The 17,099-nt window shown below is 59.9% G+C and carries 15 protein-coding genes and 1 pseudogene; 11 read left to right on the forward strand and 5 right to left on the reverse strand.

Features of this window, described 5'->3' with window-relative positions; all coding sequences use genetic code 11:
* The first annotated feature begins 29 nt into the window (after positions 1-29).
* From ACR0DY_RS15920 to ACR0DY_RS15935, 4 genes are read left to right on the forward strand one after another with little or no spacing between them, the layout of a single operon-like run.
* Entirely contained in the window at positions 30-914 is an 885-nt protein-coding gene (locus tag ACR0DY_RS15920; protein ID WP_209507025.1) for an encapsulin, read from the forward strand.
* A 14-nt stretch (positions 915-928) separates the two neighbouring features.
* Positions 929-1,753 carry a DUF3237 domain-containing protein gene (locus ACR0DY_RS15925; RefSeq protein WP_480484290.1) on the forward strand — a complete coding sequence of 275 codons (825 nt, stop codon included), beginning with the start codon at positions 929-931 and terminating at the stop codon, positions 1,751-1,753.
* On the forward strand, positions 1,746-3,869 hold the full coding sequence (locus ACR0DY_RS15930; protein ID WP_480484289.1) for a hydroxysqualene dehydroxylase: 2,124 nt from the start codon (positions 1,746-1,748) through the stop codon (positions 3,867-3,869). Before ACR0DY_RS15925 ends, ACR0DY_RS15930 begins: the two co-directional genes overlap by 8 nt.
* Before the next feature lie 4 nt (positions 3,870-3,873).
* Positions 3,874-4,944, forward strand: a complete 1,071-nt coding sequence (locus tag ACR0DY_RS15935; RefSeq protein ID WP_480546650.1) for a polyprenyl synthetase family protein — start codon at positions 3,874-3,876, stop codon at positions 4,942-4,944.
* On the opposite strand, the gene ACR0DY_RS15940 is transcribed toward ACR0DY_RS15935, so the two are convergent.
* The 4 genes from ACR0DY_RS15940 to ACR0DY_RS15955 all read right to left on the reverse strand — a co-directional run bounded on the left by ACR0DY_RS15940 (position 4,935) and on the right by ACR0DY_RS15955 (position 9,442).
* Positions 4,935-5,405, reverse strand: coding sequence for a hypothetical protein (locus ACR0DY_RS15940; RefSeq protein ID WP_480546648.1), 471 nt, complete (start codon positions 5,403-5,405; stop codon positions 4,935-4,937). The genes ACR0DY_RS15935 and ACR0DY_RS15940 overlap by 10 nt on opposite strands.
* 75 nt (positions 5,406-5,480) lie before the next feature.
* Positions 5,481-6,260, reverse strand: coding sequence for a carnitinyl-CoA dehydratase (locus tag ACR0DY_RS15945; RefSeq protein ID WP_209597100.1), 780 nt, complete (start codon positions 6,258-6,260; stop codon positions 5,481-5,483).
* Positions 6,261-6,263: 3 nt separating this feature from the next.
* Entirely contained in the window at positions 6,264-8,279 is a 2,016-nt protein-coding gene (locus ACR0DY_RS15950; RefSeq protein WP_480546646.1) for an acetate--CoA ligase family protein, read from the reverse strand.
* 2 nt (positions 8,280-8,281) lie between these two features.
* Positions 8,282-9,442, reverse strand: a complete 1,161-nt coding sequence (locus tag ACR0DY_RS15955; RefSeq protein ID WP_480484285.1) for an acyl-CoA dehydrogenase family protein — start codon at positions 9,440-9,442, stop codon at positions 8,282-8,284.
* Positions 9,443-9,522: 80 nt separating this feature from the next.
* On the opposite strand from ACR0DY_RS15955, the gene ACR0DY_RS15960 reads away from it, so the two are divergent.
* On the forward strand, positions 9,523-10,470 hold the full coding sequence (locus ACR0DY_RS15960) for a GlxA family transcriptional regulator (RefSeq protein ID WP_480484284.1): 948 nt from the start codon (positions 9,523-9,525) through the stop codon (positions 10,468-10,470).
* 67 nt (positions 10,471-10,537) lie between these two features.
* On the opposite strand, the gene ACR0DY_RS15965 is transcribed toward ACR0DY_RS15960, so the two are convergent.
* Positions 10,538-11,140 carry a helix-turn-helix domain-containing protein gene (locus ACR0DY_RS15965; RefSeq protein ID WP_480484283.1) on the reverse strand — a complete coding sequence of 201 codons (603 nt, stop codon included), beginning with the start codon at positions 11,138-11,140 and terminating at the stop codon, positions 10,538-10,540.
* A gap of 146 nt (positions 11,141-11,286) precedes the next feature.
* Between ACR0DY_RS15965 and glyA the strand changes: the two genes are divergently transcribed.
* From glyA to gcvT, 6 genes and pseudogenes are all read left to right on the forward strand, one after another.
* Entirely contained in the window at positions 11,287-12,540 is a 1,254-nt protein-coding gene (gene glyA, locus ACR0DY_RS15970; protein ID WP_480484282.1) for a serine hydroxymethyltransferase, read from the forward strand.
* An 11-nt stretch (positions 12,541-12,551) separates the two neighbouring features.
* Positions 12,552-13,934, forward strand: a complete 1,383-nt coding sequence (lpdA, locus tag ACR0DY_RS15975; RefSeq protein ID WP_480898695.1) for a dihydrolipoyl dehydrogenase — start codon at positions 12,552-12,554, stop codon at positions 13,932-13,934.
* Positions 13,935-13,948: 14 nt separating this feature from the next.
* Complete coding sequence (gene lipA, locus ACR0DY_RS15980) at positions 13,949-14,893, forward strand: lipoyl synthase (RefSeq protein ID WP_480546642.1); 945 nt, start codon at positions 13,949-13,951, stop codon at positions 14,891-14,893.
* A gap of 25 nt (positions 14,894-14,918) precedes the next feature.
* Complete coding sequence (locus tag ACR0DY_RS15985) at positions 14,919-16,292, forward strand: alanine/glycine:cation symporter family protein (protein ID WP_480488771.1); 1,374 nt, start codon at positions 14,919-14,921, stop codon at positions 16,290-16,292.
* Between the two features lie 80 nt (positions 16,293-16,372).
* Positions 16,373-16,795, forward strand: coding sequence for a universal stress protein (locus tag ACR0DY_RS15990; RefSeq protein ID WP_480898699.1), 423 nt, complete (start codon positions 16,373-16,375; stop codon positions 16,793-16,795).
* 16 nt (positions 16,796-16,811) lie between these two features.
* A pseudogene (gcvT, locus tag ACR0DY_RS15995) lies at positions 16,812-17,099 on the forward strand (glycine cleavage system aminomethyltransferase GcvT); the annotation flags it as partial.

The following is a 17,099-nucleotide window of genomic DNA, read 5'->3' on the forward strand; positions in this document are numbered from 1 at the left end:
CAGGGCAGCATCACCAAGAGGGATTTACAATGACCGACGCATTGGATTGGAACACCGAACAGTGGAATGCCGTTAACAAGGCCGTCCATGATGAAGCGCTGCGTGCGCGGGTGGCTGCGAGTTTTCTGCCGCTTTATGGGCCGCTGCCGGCGGACACGCAATCTGTTCCCCTGAACAAGCTGGGTCTGGTCGACAACGCATCAGGCGCGGCCAAGCGTCTGGAAGTGAATGATTATGACACCCTGCGGCTGACGACGGTTTCCGTCAACGTCTACCTGAAAGGCGCGCAGGTGGCTGATCCGGAACTGGCCGCGGCCATGATCATGTTCCGCCGGGCCGCCGCCGTCGTGGCCAAGGTCGAGGATGACATCGTTTTCAACGGCCAGCCAGGCAGCAGCGAAGCGCCCAAACATGCCGGTGGCGCACCTGCGGATCTACCGCCGATCTATACCGTCAGCGGTGGCGGCAAATACCCGGGGCTGCTGGAGGCTGGCGAAGGTCAATCCATATCGATCAACGGGAAGAAAAAACCCTGTTCCGGCCCCGAGGTTTTCGAGGCCGTGGTCGCGGGCATCAACAAGCTGGAAGCGCATGGATACCTTGGGCCTTTTGCCTGCGTGATGGGCAATGGGCTGTTTCAGGCCGTGACCACGCCGATCGAAAACTCGATGGTGCTGCCGCGTGACAGTATTCTTCCGTTCCTTGACGGCCCGCTGCTGCGATCGGGCACCCTGCCCGCAAACAAGGCAGCACTTGTATCGCTGCAAGGTGCGCCGGTCGAGATTGTCGTGCCTTCGGATATCGCGGTGAAGTATCTGCAAACCTCGTCTGACGGTGAGCACATCTTCCGCGTGCAGCAGAAGTTCCACCTGAGGATCAAGGAAGCACAGGCGATCTGCACCATCACGTGCTGACCGGGGATCTGGTCATGCGAGAATTCACAGACCGGGGTGTGACATTGCGTTGGTCCGAATTGATCAACGTAAATGGGTTAAATCGGGTGCTGATCGAAGCCGGACCCGCCGTGTCTTCGCATGACGTGGTCCGCGTGATCTGTTCCGAAGATGGCGGCCCCGAACGCGCCATTCGCGGCTGGCCCTTGCAATGCGACCCGATGACGGGGTTTCAGCAGTTTGCAGCCATGCTGCCATCTGTGACCCAGGAAAAGACATTGACCTGGCGACCGGTGCTGACGACCGGTGGTCGCGAATATGATCCCGGCCCCGGAAAGGCCCCCGAGCCTGCGCCGCCAAGCCCGGCAAAGCCTGTCACGCAAATGCCCGCGCTTGAACACGTTGGCAGGTTTGTGGTGCCGTTCACCGACGAGTTCTATCCGTCAGGTGAAACACCGGACGGCATCTGGCTGCATTTCGGGATCAAAGAGGGCGGAACGGTTGAAGGACCTCATCTGAAGGGGACGATCGATCCGCTGGGGGGCGACTGGATGCGCGTGCGGTCCGACGGAGTTGGGCTTTTGCACGCCCGAGCGCTTATTCAACCCGTTGAAGGGGGTGCGCCGATCCTGTTTGAAGATACCGGCGTGTGTGACTTTGGTCCGGATGGGTTTGCCGGGCTGGCGAAGGGCAATCTGCCCGCCTCAGCCCCGGTCCGGCTTGCGCCGCGATACCTGACGTCAAACCCGAATTATGCCTGGATGAACAGGTTGCAGGGGTTCGGCATCGGCGAAGCCAGCCTGTCCGATATCACCCTGCGCTTTGACGTCTATGCCGCGAAAGGAACATCCGATGGCTGAAAAGGTTGTCATATTGGGCGGTGGCGTGGCCGGAATGAGCGCCGCGCATGAGCTGATCGAGCGCGGGTACGAGGTCGAGATTCACGAGCGCCAGCTGATCCCCGGCGGTAAGGCACGCAGCATCCCCGTGATGAAGGGCGAAGGCGATCACGGGTCCAAGGCGAAACACATCAAGGCGCTTGAACAATGGGCCGAGATGGACGGTGCCAGTTATCCTCCAGGCGTGAAACGCCCCTGGTTGCCCGGCGAGCACGGGTTCCGGTTCTTTCCGAATTTCTACCGCCATATCACCGATACGATGGCGCGCACGCCCTATTACGGCAAAGGCACCTGTTACGATAATCTGGTGTCCACCACTCAGGTTCTGGTCAGCCAGTTTGACGACCCAGGCATCATCGTACCCGAACGGTTTCCCCGCACGCTGAAAGACGTGGCCGACGCGCTCAAGACGGTTGCATTCACGCTCTCGCCCCGTGACCAGATCGCCTATGAGGATGTCGAACATTTCATCGCCTGCATGTGGCGCATCGCGACATCCTGCAAGGAACGCCGGTTCGATGAATATGAACGCATCGGGTGGTGGGACTTCATCGGTGCCGAACAACGCTCGGAAGCGTATCAGAAGTTTCTGGCCATTGGCCTGACTCGTTCGCTGGTGGCTGCGAAGGCGACAACTGCCAGTACAAAGACCGTGGGCGACATTGCCGTTCAGCTTCAACTGGGTATCGCGACGCCCGAGCCGCATGGCAACCGGCTGTTGAACGGTCCCACCAACCTTGTCTGGATACAGCCGTGGCTGGATTACCTCAAAAGCAAGGGGGTCGTGTACAAGTTCAACTCAAAGGTCACGGGCATCGACTGCGAGGATGGCCGCATCGTCAGCGCGACGGTTGAACAGGATGGCGAAGAAAAGCAGGTCACCGGGGACTGGTTCATCAGTGCGATGCCGATCGAACGGATCGCTCCGCTGATCACCCCTGCGATGACGGCAATCGACCCGTCTCTGGCCAAGCTGCCCCTGCTGGCCGAAGATGTGCAATGGATGAACGGAATTCAGTTCTATCTGACAAAGGATGTTGAACTGACGCACGGCCATGTCATTTTCATTGACAGCCCATGGGCCCTGACCGCGGTTTCGCAAAAACAGTTCTGGTCGGCCATCAACTTTGAAAACTGGGCAGAAGGCAAGACCAAGGGTTTGCTTTCAATAGATATTTCGGAATGGGACAAGCCGGGCCTGAACGGAAAAACCGCGCGTGATTGCAGCCGCGAGGAGATTGCGCAAGAGGTTTGGGAACAGCTCAAGCGGAGCGTCAACGTGGATGGCCAGACCGTCCTGCGCGACGAGGACATGCATTACTGGTTCCTTGATCCGGATATTGTGCAGGATCCCAACGACCCCAAGCGCCAAACCAATGTGGAGCCGCTGTTGGTCAATCGCATCAACAGCTGGCGGTTGCGCCCTGAGGCGGCCACATTAATCCCGAACTTCATGCTGGCGTCGGATTATGTGCGCACCTACACCGATCTTGCCACCATGGAAGGGGCGAACGAAGCGGCGCGCCGGGCGGTCAATGCCATCCTGCAACGCGGTGGATCAAAAGCTGAGCCCTGCCAGATCTGGGACCTGCACGAGCCGGATATCCTGAAACCGCTGCGCGCCTATGATTTTGCCCGTTATCAGGCCGGCCTGCCCTGGGACAACCGGTTTGCGGTTGCGGTCGAAGCCGCGCTGAGGATGGGACAGGATTCCGTGGGTGTTGAGCGTGGCGGCGAAGGGCCGCTTGCCGTCATTGCGAAACCGGCTACGGAATATTCAAAACCCGGCGGGATTACCGAAGACCCTGCGATTGCGGACGCGTTGCGCATGATCTGCCCTCCGAAAGAGCTGTTTGACCTGATGGTGGCCTACGAGCCGACCGCTGATCTTCCGATCCCGGGAGAGGAGATTGCAGAGGATGTTGCCTTTGATCTGGGCCGGGACAGCGGCCAGACGGGGGTGTTGTCCAAAGCCTTGCCGTTGACGGATTCACCTTTTTCCGCCACCGGACCAAACCTTGCCGAGACGGGCAGGAACGAGACCAAAACCCGTGTGATCATCACCCAGAAGGGATGACCCTGTGGCCACTGGCACAGCACATCTGGATCCTGCGGCACAGCAGGACTTTCTGAAAACCCTGACCTCATACGGGGATCGGGCCCGTGAGACGCTTTTGCAACTGCTGCCGACGGGCGAACCGCAGGCCTATCTGTACGGGCCGATGCGGGATTACATCGAAACCTCGGGCAAGGGGTTGCGGCCCGCGCTGTTGCTGGCCACATGCGAGGCTTTCGGCGGTGACAGCGAAAACGCACGGGTGTCTGCCGCCGTTCTTGAACTGCTGCACAACGCATTTCTGATCCATGACGATATCGAGGATCAAAGCGATTTCAGGCGCGGGCGCGAATGTATGCACAAGCGGCTTGGGGTTCCTCTGGCGATCAATACCGGCGACGGGATGCAATCGCTGGCCCTGCGCCTGTTGCGCCAGAACCTTGGGCCGCTGGGCCCTGAAACGGGTATACGCGTGGTGGACGAGTTCGATCACCTTTTGCAGCAGTCCATTGAAGGTCAGGCGCTGGAGCTTGGCTGGATACGGGACAACCGGCTGAACGTGGATGCATCGGATTATCTGACGATGTGTCTGAAGAAGACCTGCTGGTACAGTTTCATTCACCCCATGCGCATCGGGGCGCTGATTGCCCGGCCACATGATGTGGCGTCAGGCGCGCTTAATCTGGACGATTTCAACGCGTTTGGGTTTTTTCTGGGGGCCGCGTTTCAGATACAGGATGATGTTCTGAACCTCGTGGGCTCGCAGGACAAATATGGCAAAGAGATCGGCGGGGACATTTACGAAGGCAAACGCACGCTGATGCTGGGGCGGCTTAGCTTCCAGGCGGACGAGCCCGAAAAAGCGCGCCTGTCGGAGATGTTGTCAAACCCGCGTGACAACCGCTCGACGCAGGATGTCAGCTGGGTTCTGGATCGCATGGATCACTATGGCTGCATCAGATATGCACAGGACGCGGCCAATGACTTGCTGGCCTCGGCCCGTCAGGAGTTTGCGCAGGTTTTTGCAGCCACCGAAGAAGTGCCGCGCGCGTTTCTGGGCCATTTCATGGACTATCTCGTAACCCGTCAGGTTTGAGCGCCCACCACCTCATACATCACGACGATCGAGGTTTGCACTGTGCCCGTGCAGGCAATCCGACCGTGATATTCGCCGGGATCGGCGAGGTCCGGCACGGTTACAATGACGGCAACATCTGTTGACTCGCCGGGGTTTAGCTGGATTTGCGGGGGGACAACGTTGACCCGGTTTGCCGGAAGAGTGTCGCCGTTCCGGTTAATCAGGTCGCCCGGTTCGAATTGTAATGCGACAGGCCCGCCACCGTTTGGTGCGTCAAAGGACAGCAATATGGTTGCGGTACCGCCGGGGTGGCAGGTTTTGCGGCACGCAAATGGCCCTTCAAGCGGCTGTTGCGCGCCCCGTTCAGCCCCAAGCACGCGGCGGGCAATGTCCGAGATCGGTTGCGCATCCGGCTGCGGCGCGATCGGGCTGACCGGAAGTGGCGTGCTAACGTATGGTTTTCGTTCGAAATAAGGCATGCCCAACTGTGCACCTGTGGCGCGGATCAGTAAATGGGAAATTTACCGGATCCGCGCGACAAACACACCGCGTTATTATTTGCCTTTCCAGACCGGATCACGTTTTTCGGCAAATGCACGCGCGCCTTCAAGCTGGTCCTCGCTGGAATATAGGACATCCACGCTGCGCAGTTGCCGTTTGGTGATGCGGTTCATGGCGTCCTGAAACTTGGCGTCTTCGGCATCGCGCACGATTTCCTTGATGGCCGCATAGACCAGCGGCGGCCCTGACGCCAGCAGTCGGGCGAGGTCCCACGCGCGGTCCATCAGCTGATCAGCGGCGACGATCTCGTTCACCAGACCCCAGCGGTTGGCTTCTTCGGCATCAAACCAGCGGCCTGTCAGAAGCAGCTCCATCGCGATGTGATAGGGGATGCGCTTGGGCAGTTTGACGCTGGCGGCATCCGCAACGGTGCCCGAGCGGATTTCCGGCAAGGCAAAAGTGGCGTGGTCAGCGGCAAGGATCATGTCTGCGGACAAGGCCAGCTCTAGCCCGCCGCCGCAGGCGATACCGTTGACGGCGGCAATCACGGGTTTGTTCAGGTCGCGCAGCTCTTGCAGGCCTCCGAACCCGCCGACGCCGTAATCTCCGTCCACCGCGTCGCCGTCGGCGGCAGCTTTCAGATCCCAGCCGGGGCAAAAGAATTTTTCGCCCGCGCCGGTCAGGATGGCCACGCGCAGGTCCGGGTCGTCGCGGAATTCAGCAAAGACCTCGCCCATTCTGCGGCTGGTGATCAGATCAATCGCGTTTGCCTTGGGGCGGTCCAGCGTAACCTCGAGGATCGAGCCATCGCGGCGGGTTTTGATCGGGTCCATGTCTCAGGCCTTTCTTATCAGGGCGTCCACGGCAACGGCCTTGTCCGGCGTGCACAGGAGCGGGTTAATCTCGACCTCGCCAAGCGTGTCGGCATTTTGCATGACATAGGTCTGAACGGCCTCGACCGCGGCAACAACCGCATCCATATCAGCCGCCGGTTGACCGCGATAGCCCGCCAGCAGCGGGGCGATCTTCAATTGGCTAAGGGCGGAGCGGATGTCTTCGGGCGGGCTGGGCACCAGCACGGATACCGTATCGCGCAGCAGTTCGGTCAGCACGCCCCCTGCCCCAAGGGTCAGAACAAACCCATGGGCGGGATCACGCACCACGCCAATCAGAAGTTCGGCAACGGGTCCGGTGACCATCTCCTCGATCAGGATGTCTTCGGTGCCGATATCTGCCGCGACAGCCGCGACGTCCTGGGCCCGGATGCCCAGCCGAACGGCGCTGTGTTCGGATTTATGCGCAAGCCCGACACCTTTGACGGCAAAGGGGCCTTCCATCTGGTCCGCTGCGGCACGGGCAGCTTCCGCGCCCCGCACCGTCCGGTTCTGCGGGATACGCAGGCCGCATTCCGCCAGCGCCGCCTTCGAGGCGCCTTCGGTCAGGGTTTGGGTTGGTTCCATCATACCCGGTTGCAAAACGGGCGCAGCGGATGGGGCCTTGACCTGCCCTGCGGCGCGGGTCGCAGACAGCGCCTCGCGCAGGCCCATGAAGGGGACAACACCCCCGGCCATCAGCTGTTGTGCGATGTCTTCCGGCAAAAGTTCCGGCAAGGTGGCGACAATCGCAAACCGGGCGCCGGTTTCTGCCCGTACGTTCAGCGCTGCCTGCGTTGCGCAGGCCCAATCGGTGGAGTCGGTGGTCGGGTAGTCGACGATCGAGAATGTCATGTCGATATCGTCACCCGTCATGCCCGACCAGGCCCGCGTCATCGCCTGCTCGTCACGCCAGATATAGGTGTGATAATCCAGCGGGTTGTTCAGCGCGACCATGGGCCCGAGCGCGCCGCGCAGGCGGGTCAGCTTTTCACCGCTCAGCCGTGGAAATTGCAACCCCGTGCCGACGGCCATATCGGCAATCAGGCTCGCCTCGCCCCCCGAACAGCTGATCGAGGAAATGTTGCCCCCCGGCAGCGGCCCGTAGCAATGCAACAGTTTGAGCGTTTCAAGGAAGTCAGGCAGTGCCGAAACGCGCGGAATGCCAAGCCGGTCAAGCAGCGCCTGCGCCCCGGCATCGCTGCCCGCCAGCGACGCGGTATGGGAAACGGTCGCCGCTTGCGCCTGTTCCGATGCGCCGACCTTGAGGGCAACCAGCGGGACGCCCTTTGCATGGGCTTTGGCGGCCAGCGCTTCCCACTCGCGGATGTTCTTGAAGCCTTCGATATGCAGGCCCACTGTGGTCACGCGCGGGTCATCGATCAGGGCCGAGGCGATCTGCGCCTGACTGGTCTGAGCCATATTTCCGCAGGTGACCATATAGGCAATCGGCAGCCCGCGTTTCTGCATGGTCAGGTTGATCGAGATGTTCGAGCTTTGCGTCAGGATCGCCACGCCCTTGTCAACTGGCACAACCCCGTGCTGATCGGGCCACAGCAATGCCCCGTCCAGCGCGTTGATGAATCCATAGCAATTCGGGCCCAGAATGGGCATGTCTCCGGCCGCGGCGATCAGTTGATCCTGCAAATCCCCGCCGGTGTCGTCCTCGGCCACAGCCTCGGAAAAGCCCGAGGCGAAGCAGACGGCGCCACCCGCACCCATGCTGGACAGGACTTGAACCGCTTCAATCGTGGCATGGCGGTTGATGCCGATAAAAACCGCGTCAGGTGCGTTGGGCAGGTCTTCGATCCGGCCATAAACCTTGTGGCCCGCAATGTCCGAAGCTTTAGGGTGGACCGGCCAGATCTGACCGGCATATCCCATGCGTTCGGATTGTAGGATAACCTGTTGGCACCATGCACCGCCGCCAATGACAGCGATGGATTTCGGGCGCAGCAGCCGGGTCAGGTCTTTGGTCATGGTCAGGCGCCCAGCGGACGCAGAAGATCGCGGCTGATGATGTGGCGCTGAATCTCGCTGGTGCCGTCCCAGATCCGTTCGACCCGGGCGTCGCGCCAAAACCGTTCGATCGGGAAATCATCCATCAGGCCCATGCCGCCGAAGATTTGCAGCGTCGTGTCGGTGACCCGCGCCAATGCCTCGGAGGCATAGAGCTTGGCCGAGGCGATCTCGCGGTTTGCGGGCAGGTTCTGATCCAGACGCCAAGCGGCGGCAAGGGTCAGCCAATCGGCGGCGTCAATCTCGGTGATCATGTCGGCAATCTGGAAGCCAACGCCCTGAAACTTGCCGATGGGCTGGCCGAATTGCTTGCGCTCGGCGGCGTAATTCAGCGCATAGTCAAAGCAGCGCCGCGCGCGCCCGACCGAGAAGGCCGCAACCGTCAGACGGGTCGCGTAAAGCCATTCGTTCATCACCGCAAAACCGCCATCGACCTCGCCCAGAACCTGCGCATCGGACAGGCGGCAATTGTCGAAATACAGGATACAGTTTTTATAGCCCCTGTGGCTGACGGATCTGTAGCCGTCGCGTACTTCAAAGCCCGGTGTGCCGCGATCCACCAGGAAAGTGGTGATGCGTTTTTTGGGGCCTTTCGGGGTCTCATCCACGCCGGTGGCAACGAATACAATAAAGAAATCCGCGTGTTCCGCGCCCGAGATGAAGTGTTTCGATCCGTTGACGACCCAGTCGCCACCGTCGCGCACCGCCTGACATTTCATGCCGCGCACGTCCGATCCGGCATCCGGTTCAGTCATCGCCAGCGCGTCCATCTTTTCCCCGCGCACAGCAGGCAGCAGATAGCGTTCGCGCTGTTCATCGTTGCAGGCCATCAGGATGTTCTGCGGGCGGCCAAAGAAATGCGTCAGCGCCATCGACCCACGACCCAGCTCACGCTCGACCAGTGTAAAATCCAGATGCGACAGGCCCGCGCCGCCTACTTCTTCGGGGAAGTTGCAAGCATAGAACCCCAGATCGATACATTTCTGCTTGATCTCATTGCCAAGCTCCAGCGGGACCGTTCCGCTGCGTTCCACCGCGTCTTCATGCGGGTAGATTTCTTTTTCTACAAAGCTGCGGACCGTCGAAACGATCATGTCCTGTTCTTCTGTCAGACCAAACTGCATGGCGCGTGTTCCCTGGATCGGTGGTTGACCAACCAAACGCCATCGCTCATGGTCGCGGCATGCAGAGATAGATCAGTTTCATGCCAAATTCGAAAATATTATTGCAGCAGTACAATGTCCTGCTGTTCAACGGGTTCTCGAACCATTGCCTTGCGAACATGGTCGAACCGTTGCGTGCGGCAAACACCCTGTCGCGGCAGGTGTTATATGCGTGGCGCTTCTGTTCGCTTGACGGCAACCCTGTTCAAAGCTCCAGCGGCCTTGTCGTCACCCCGAACGGGGCCATCGGCGATCAACAGGGGGATTTTCTTGTTGTTATGCCGTCATATGGATACCTGAAGCTGGATACGCGGTCGACCATGCGTGCCGTGCTGGCTGCGGCCAAGAAACACAAGCACCTGGCCGGGCTGGATACGGGAAGCTGGCTGCTTGCCAGCGCCGGATTGCTGGATGACCACAGGGCAACCATTCATTGGGACGAATTTTCGCGGTTCGAAGAAAGGTTTCCGGCGGTAGAGGCCGTGCAGGAACGGTTCGTCATCGATGGCAACCGTCTGACCTGTTCCGGGGCCATGGCAGCCTTCGATCTGGCCCTGACCCTTATCCGCCGGGATCACGGCCCGCTGCTGGCGATGGAGGTCGAGCACCTGTTCATGAGCCGGAACGGGCGTGGTCATTATGACCTGCCTCTGAAATCCGAGGACACGCTGGTCAATCGCGCACTGACCGTCATGCAGGCGCATCTTGAAGCACCGCTGTCAGTCCGGAGTGTGGCCCGGAAAATCGGGTGTTCGCAAAAACGGCTTGAAACGCGTGTTCAGGCGGAACTGAAAACAACTCCGCAAGCGCTGTACCGGCGTCTGCGCCTGAACCGCGCGCGCAATCTGGCCGAGGATACGGAACAATCCATCGCCGAGATCGCGGGGCGCTGTGGATATGAAAACGCCAGCGCCATGACCCGCGCGTTCAAGGCCGAATTCGGTCAAACGCCGACCGCATTTCGGAATGGAAACCTGTCGGGGCGATGAGCCCGGACTGGCGGGAAGCCGTTTGTTGCTTTTCACAACCTGCAATAAAGCATGCGGTTTTCTGATATCACTCCAGCGAAACCCACAGAATCCTGGCGTCTTCGTCGCTGGTCGAGATACAGCCATGGCCCATTCCACTGTCGTAATACAGTGAATCCCCGGCCTTCATGGGCAAGGGTCGGTAATGTTCGGAAAGGAAAATCAGCTCGCCGCTGAGTACATACATGAATTCTTCGCCAGAGTGCCGAATCCAAGTGTCGAACTCGGATACATCCCGCGCCTTGATCGTTGCGATATAGGGTAGCATCCGTTTGCTGGTCAGTTCGGAACACAGCAGTTCGTGATGATAGGTGGGCGTGGTCTTGAATTCCCCCTCGCCTTTTGGGGTGAAATCGCGGCGACCCGAGATGCCCGACTGACCCGATTGCAGGAACAGCTGTGGCGTGCTCATGTCGAGCGCCTGCGTCAGGCGCCGCACGATTTCAAAACTGGGCCGTGTCTGGTTGTTTTCGATCTTGGACAGAGTGGACCGACCAATACCCGCAGCACGGCCAGCCTCTTCCAAAGTCCAGCCTTTTGATCGTCGCGCATCGCGAATGGAGCGGCCCAAAGCCTCGCCTTCATCCGGTTCTTCCAACCCGGAAACATCGTTTTGGCTTTCATCGACCATGGATTTCCCCCTGTTTTTCAAAGGCTACAGGTTTTCCCATACATACGCAACTTCTTGAATAAGAGATTTATGTTGCCCTATTGGATCATTTTCCACTATTGGAAACAAAGTTTCGTACTGAGGATTCGGAACCGAAGGAGGGGATAATGTTCAAAACGTCGCTGAATGAGGCTGACCCGGTAATCGCCGCGTCGATCGCGCGCGAAGGAATACGTCAGGCGGAACAGATTGAATTGATCGCGTCCGAGAACATCGTCTCGAAAGCTGTGATCGAGGCTCAGGGCTCAGTCCTGACCAACAAATACGCCGAAGGTTATCCTGCGCGCCGCTATTATGGCGGGTGCGAATATGTCGACGAGGTCGAAGTCGAGGCCATCGAAAGGCTGAAACAGCTGTTCGGTTGTGAATACGCCAACGTTCAACCCCATTCCGGCGCTCAGGCGAACGGGGCGGTCAAACTGGCGTTGCTGAGCCCCGGTGACACCATCCTGGGCATGTCGCTGGATGCGGGCGGGCACCTGACACACGGTGCAAAACCTGCCCAATCCGGCAAGTGGTTCCGGCCGGTACAATACGGTCTGACCCAAGCCGGCCTGATCGATTACGACCAGGTGGCCGAGCTGGCCCGGGCGGAAAAGCCCAAGCTGATCATCGCAGGCGCATCGGCCTATTCCCAGAAGATCGACTTTGTCCGTTTCCGCGAGATCGCAGATGAAGTTGGTGCGTGGTTGCTGGCGGACATGGCGCATATCGCGGGTCTGGTCGCAACTGGCCTGCACCCTTCGCCCATTGGGCACGCGCATATCGTCACCTCAACCACCCACAAGACACTGCGCGGCCCGCGGGGCGGGATCATTCTGACCAATGACGAAGCGCTGGCGAAAAAGATCAACTCTGCCGTATTCCCGGGCTTGCAAGGTGGCCCGCTGATGCATGTGATCGCCGGCAAGGCGGTTGCATTCGGAGAGGCGCTGAAGCCGGAGTTCAAAGAATACATGCAGCGCGTTGTCGACAGTGCATCGGCTTTGGCCAATGTCATGATGGCGCGCGGATGTGACATCGTTTCGGGTGGCACCGAAAACCACCTGATGCTGGTCGATCTGCGCCCGATCGGTGTGACCGGCAAGGATGCCGAGGCCGCGCTGGAACGTGCCGGGTTCACCTGTAACAAGAACAGCGTTCCGGGCGATCCCCAGAAACCCACCATCACCAGCGGTATCCGTCTGGGCACTGCCGCCGGGTGCAGCCGGGGTTTTGGCCCTGAAGAGTTCAAACAGATCGGCCATCTGATCGGCGATGTTCTGGACGCGTTGGCGCAGTCGCCCGAAGGCGACGCGGCCATCGAAAAAGAAACCCGCGAAAAGGTTCGCGCGCTTTGCGCAAGCCACCCGATCTACTGAAAGTGCGCGAAATGAACACCTACGATCTGATTGTCATCGGAGGCGGACCGGGCGGTTATGTTGCCGCGATCCGCGCGGCTCAGCTGGGACTGAAAGTTGCCTGCGTCGAAGGGCGCGGCGCTCTTGGCGGCACCTGTCTGAACGTGGGGTGCATCCCCTCCAAAGCGTTGCTGACCTCCTCGGCCAAATATGCCGAGCTTGCACATCTCTCCTCCCACGGTGTTGCGGTCGAGGGGGCCAGCATCAATGTCGGCGCAATGATGGAGCGCAAGGACAAGATCGTGGGCGACCTGACCAAAGGCATCGCATTCCTGTTCAAGAAGAACGGCGTTGACCTGATCGAAGGTTGGGCCAGCATCCCTTCAGTCGGGCAGATCAAGGTTGGCGCTGACATCTATGAGGCAAAGAACATTCTGATCGCGACCGGGTCGGAACCTACCACGCTACCGGGGATCGAGATTGATGAGCAGGACGTCCTGAGTTCGACCGGCGCGATTGCGATGGAAAGCGTGCCGGATCATCTGGTGGTGGTCGGCGCAGGTGTGATCGGTCTGGAACTTGGTCAGGTCTGGGCGCGTCTGGGCGCGAAAGTCACCGTCGTCGAGTATCTGGACCGTGTGCTGCCCGGCATAGATGGCGAGATTGCAAAACTGGCGCAGCGGGCGCTGGCCAAGCGCGGCCTGAAGTTCCAGCTTGGTTGGGCATTGAAATCCGTCAACAAGACCGCGGCCGGACTGACGCTTGCTCTGGATCGGGTTGGCAAAGACAAGGAAGAGGTGATCGAGGCCGACAAGGTTCTGATCGCCGTCGGACGCCGACCGGTAACGCGCGGGTTGGGGCTGGAAGAACTGGGGGTAGCCTGCGACCCGCGCGGCTTTATTCAGGTGGATGACACATTCTGTACCTCTGTTCCCGGCATCTATGCCATTGGCGACTGCGTTCCAGGGCCGATGCTGGCACACAAGGCCGAAGAGGATGGCGTTGCCTGTGTCGAGATGCTGGCAGGCGAAGCGGGACATGTTGACTACAATACCGTGCCCGGCGTGGTTTACACCGACCCCGAGGTCGCCTCGGTCGGGCTGACCGAAGAAGCCTTGCAAGAATCGGGCATTGAATACGTGGTCGGGAAGTTTGCCTTCATGGCCAATTCGCGGGCGCGCTCGACCGGCGAGACCGACGGGGCCGTCAAGGTGCTGGCCAGTTCCGAAGGCAAGATCCTGGGCGCGCATATTTGCGGTGCGCATGGGGGAGATCTGATTGCCGAGCTGGTTCTGGCCATGGCCCAGGGCATCACCGTCGCCGAGGTCGCAGCCACCTGCCATGCCCACCCGGCGATGGGCGAGGCTGTGAAAGAAGCCTGCCTTGACGCCATGGGCCGGGCAATTCACGCGTAGCGGGGACCAGCCAGATGACCATCCAGCTAAGACCACGTCACCCGGAAAAAGCCAAAAAGGCCGACAGCGTCATTCCGCGCAAACCCAAGTGGATACGCAAGAAAAAAGGCGACAGCTCCGCCTATTACGAAACCCGGCGCCTGATGCGGGATCACAATCTGGCGACGGTCTGCGAAGAGGCGGCCTGCCCCAATATCGGCGAGTGTTGGTCCAAGCGTCACGCAACCATGATGATTATGGGCGAGGTCTGCACACGCGGATGTTCGTTCTGCAACGTATCGACTGGCCGCCCCGACGCGCTGGACGCTTTCGAACCCGGTCGCGTTGCAGCGGCGGTCAGGAAGCTGGGCCTGCGCCATGTCGTCATCACCTCGGTCGATCGCGACGATCTGGCCGATGGCGGGGCCGAGCATATTGCCCAGACCATTCGGGCGGTACGCCACCAAAACCCCGGCACCACGGTCGAAGTTCTGACCCCCGATTTTCTGGGCAAGGGCGACGCCGCCAAGGCAGTCTTTGACGCCGCACCGGACGTGTTCAACCACAATCTGGAAACCGTGCCGCACCTATATCCGACCGTCCGTCCTGGCGCGCGGTATTACACGTCGCTGCGGCTGCTGGATGATGCCAAGCGCGCCAATCCGGAACTATTCACCAAATCCGGCCTGATGGTGGGCCTGGGGGAAACACTCACGGATGTGCGTCAGGTCATGGATGATCTGCGTGCAGCGCAGGTCGATTTCCTGACCGTTGGCCAATATCTGCAACCAACCCCGAAACACCATCCAATTGACCGGTTCTGGACACCGGAAGAGTTCGCCCAGCTGGAACAGATTGCCCGGTCCAAGGGCTTTTTGCACGTGTCAGCAACCCCGCTGACCCGGTCGTCGTTCCATGCGGACGAAGATTTCGCTGCTCTCAGGCAGGCTCGCCAGCGGGCTATCGCCAAAGGGGCATAAACCAAACGCAAATGGGAGGGAATCCATGGAAGCGTTAAATTCAATCGTAGGGGCCATCAATGGCGTCGTGTGGGGGCCGCTGATGCTGGTTCTCATCCTTGGCGTCGGCTTCTTCCTGCAGGTCGGACTGAAGTTCATGCCGATCCTGCGCATTGGCACGGGCTTCAGCCTGCTGTTCAAAGGCCGTGAAGGTCAGGGCGAAGGGCAGATCAGCCCGTTCAACGCGTTGATGACTTCGCTGTCGGCCACCATCGGTACGGGGAACATCGCCGGTGTTGCCACTGCTGTCTTCCTGGGCGGTCCGGGCGCATTGTTCTGGATGTGGATGACCGCCCTGGTGGGCATGGCCACCAAATATGCCGAGGCTGTCTGCGCGGTGAAATACCGCGAAAAGGACGAGCTGGGCAACTTCGTCGGCGGCCCGATGTACTACATCAAGAACGGCCTGGGCGCGAAATGGGCGTGGCTGGGTGTTGCCTTTGCCCTGTTTGGCGCAGTTGCGGCCTTTGGCATTGGTAACGGCGTGCAGGCCAATGGTGTTGCACAGGTTCTGGAATCGAATTTCGGAGTAAACACCTCGGTCACCGGTGTCGCTCTGATGGTTCTGACTGCCGCTGTTATTCTGGGTGGTATCACCCGTATCGGTGCGGTCGCCGGTAAACTGGTTCCGTTCATGGCGATTGCCTATATCGTTGCCGGACTGCTGGTCCTGATCATCAACATCGGCAACATCGGTCATGCGCTGTCGCTGGTCTTCACCTACGCCTTCACCCCATCAGCCGCCGAAGGTGGTTTCGCAGGTGCAGCCGTCTGGGCCGCCATCCGCTTTGGTGTTGCGCGCGGTGTCTTCTCGAACGAAGCGGGTCTGGGTTCCGCTCCGATCGCGCACGCGGCAGCCGAGACCAAAGGCCCGGTCAATCAGGGCCTGATCGCGATGCTGGGAACGTTCATCGACACTATCATCGTCTGTTCGATCACCGGTCTGGCGATCATCTCGTCAGGTGCTTGGACATCGGGGGAATCCGGTGCGGCGCTGACCTCGCTGGCGTTCGAGACCACTCTGCCGGGTATCGGCGGGTCGATCATCGCCATCGCTCTGTCGATCTTTGCCTTTACCACCATCCTCGGCTGGTCCTTCTATGGCGAGAAATGCGTCGAGTTCCTGCTGGGCGTGAAATCCCTGCTTCCCTACCGCATCCTGTGGATCATCGCGATCTACTTCGGTGCAACCGCGGATCTGGGCTTTGTCTGGCTGCTGGCCGACACGCTGAACGCCATGATGGCCATTCCGAACCTGATCGCCCTGGCCCTGCTGAGCCCGATCGTCTTCAAGCTGACGAAAGAGTTCTTCGCCTCGGGCGGCAAGTCCGAAGAGCCGGGCGGCGCGCCTGCCGAATAAGCTTGGTCTGACTTGAAACCGGGGGGCCATTCCGGCCCCCCGCCTTTGAAACAGAATTCCATATCTCGAGGAGAGACGTGATGGCCACGAAAATCCTGCTGCCCATTGATCACACCGACGACCGTTCGTGGAAAAATGCCCTGCCAGTTGCCTTGGAACAGGCGAAATTCTACGGGGCTGAGCTGCATGCGGTTGCCGTTATCCCCGAGATCATCCAGCTGCCGAACCTGCCCGCCAACTACGGCGCCGGTGCCAAAGACCACGTGCGAAATGCGGTTCAGGCCATTCTGGATCATGGCAACGCATCGGACGTGCCTGTCCATGTTGAAGAAGGCAGCGTTTACCGTGAAATCCTCAAGCGCGCCTACAAGGACGGCTTTGACCTGATCGTCATGGCCTCGACCAAGGGTGATTTTCCGAATTATGAAATCGGTCCGAACCTGGCCCGTGTCGTGCGCAACGCGCATTGCACCGTCATGGTTGTTCGCGACCAGTCCCGTTGAGTGAAAGGTTGGATCAATGACCGAGATTAGACGCACGCCGCTTTTTGGGCTTCACGTTGAGTTGGGCGGCAAGATGGTTGATTTTGCCGGGTGGGAGATGCCAGTTCAGTATCCGCTGGGGATCATGGGTGAACATAAGCAGTGCCGCGAGAAGGCGGCGTTGTTTGATGTGTCGCATATGGGTCAGGTGATTTTGCGGGGCGAGGATGTGGGCGAGAAGCTGGAAGCTCTGTGTCCGCAGGCTTATGCGACGCTGAAGGAAGGCAAGGCGCGGTACGGGTTCTTCACCAATGCCGAAGGCGGG

It is taken from the genome of Ruegeria sp. O6 (assembly GCF_056535045.1).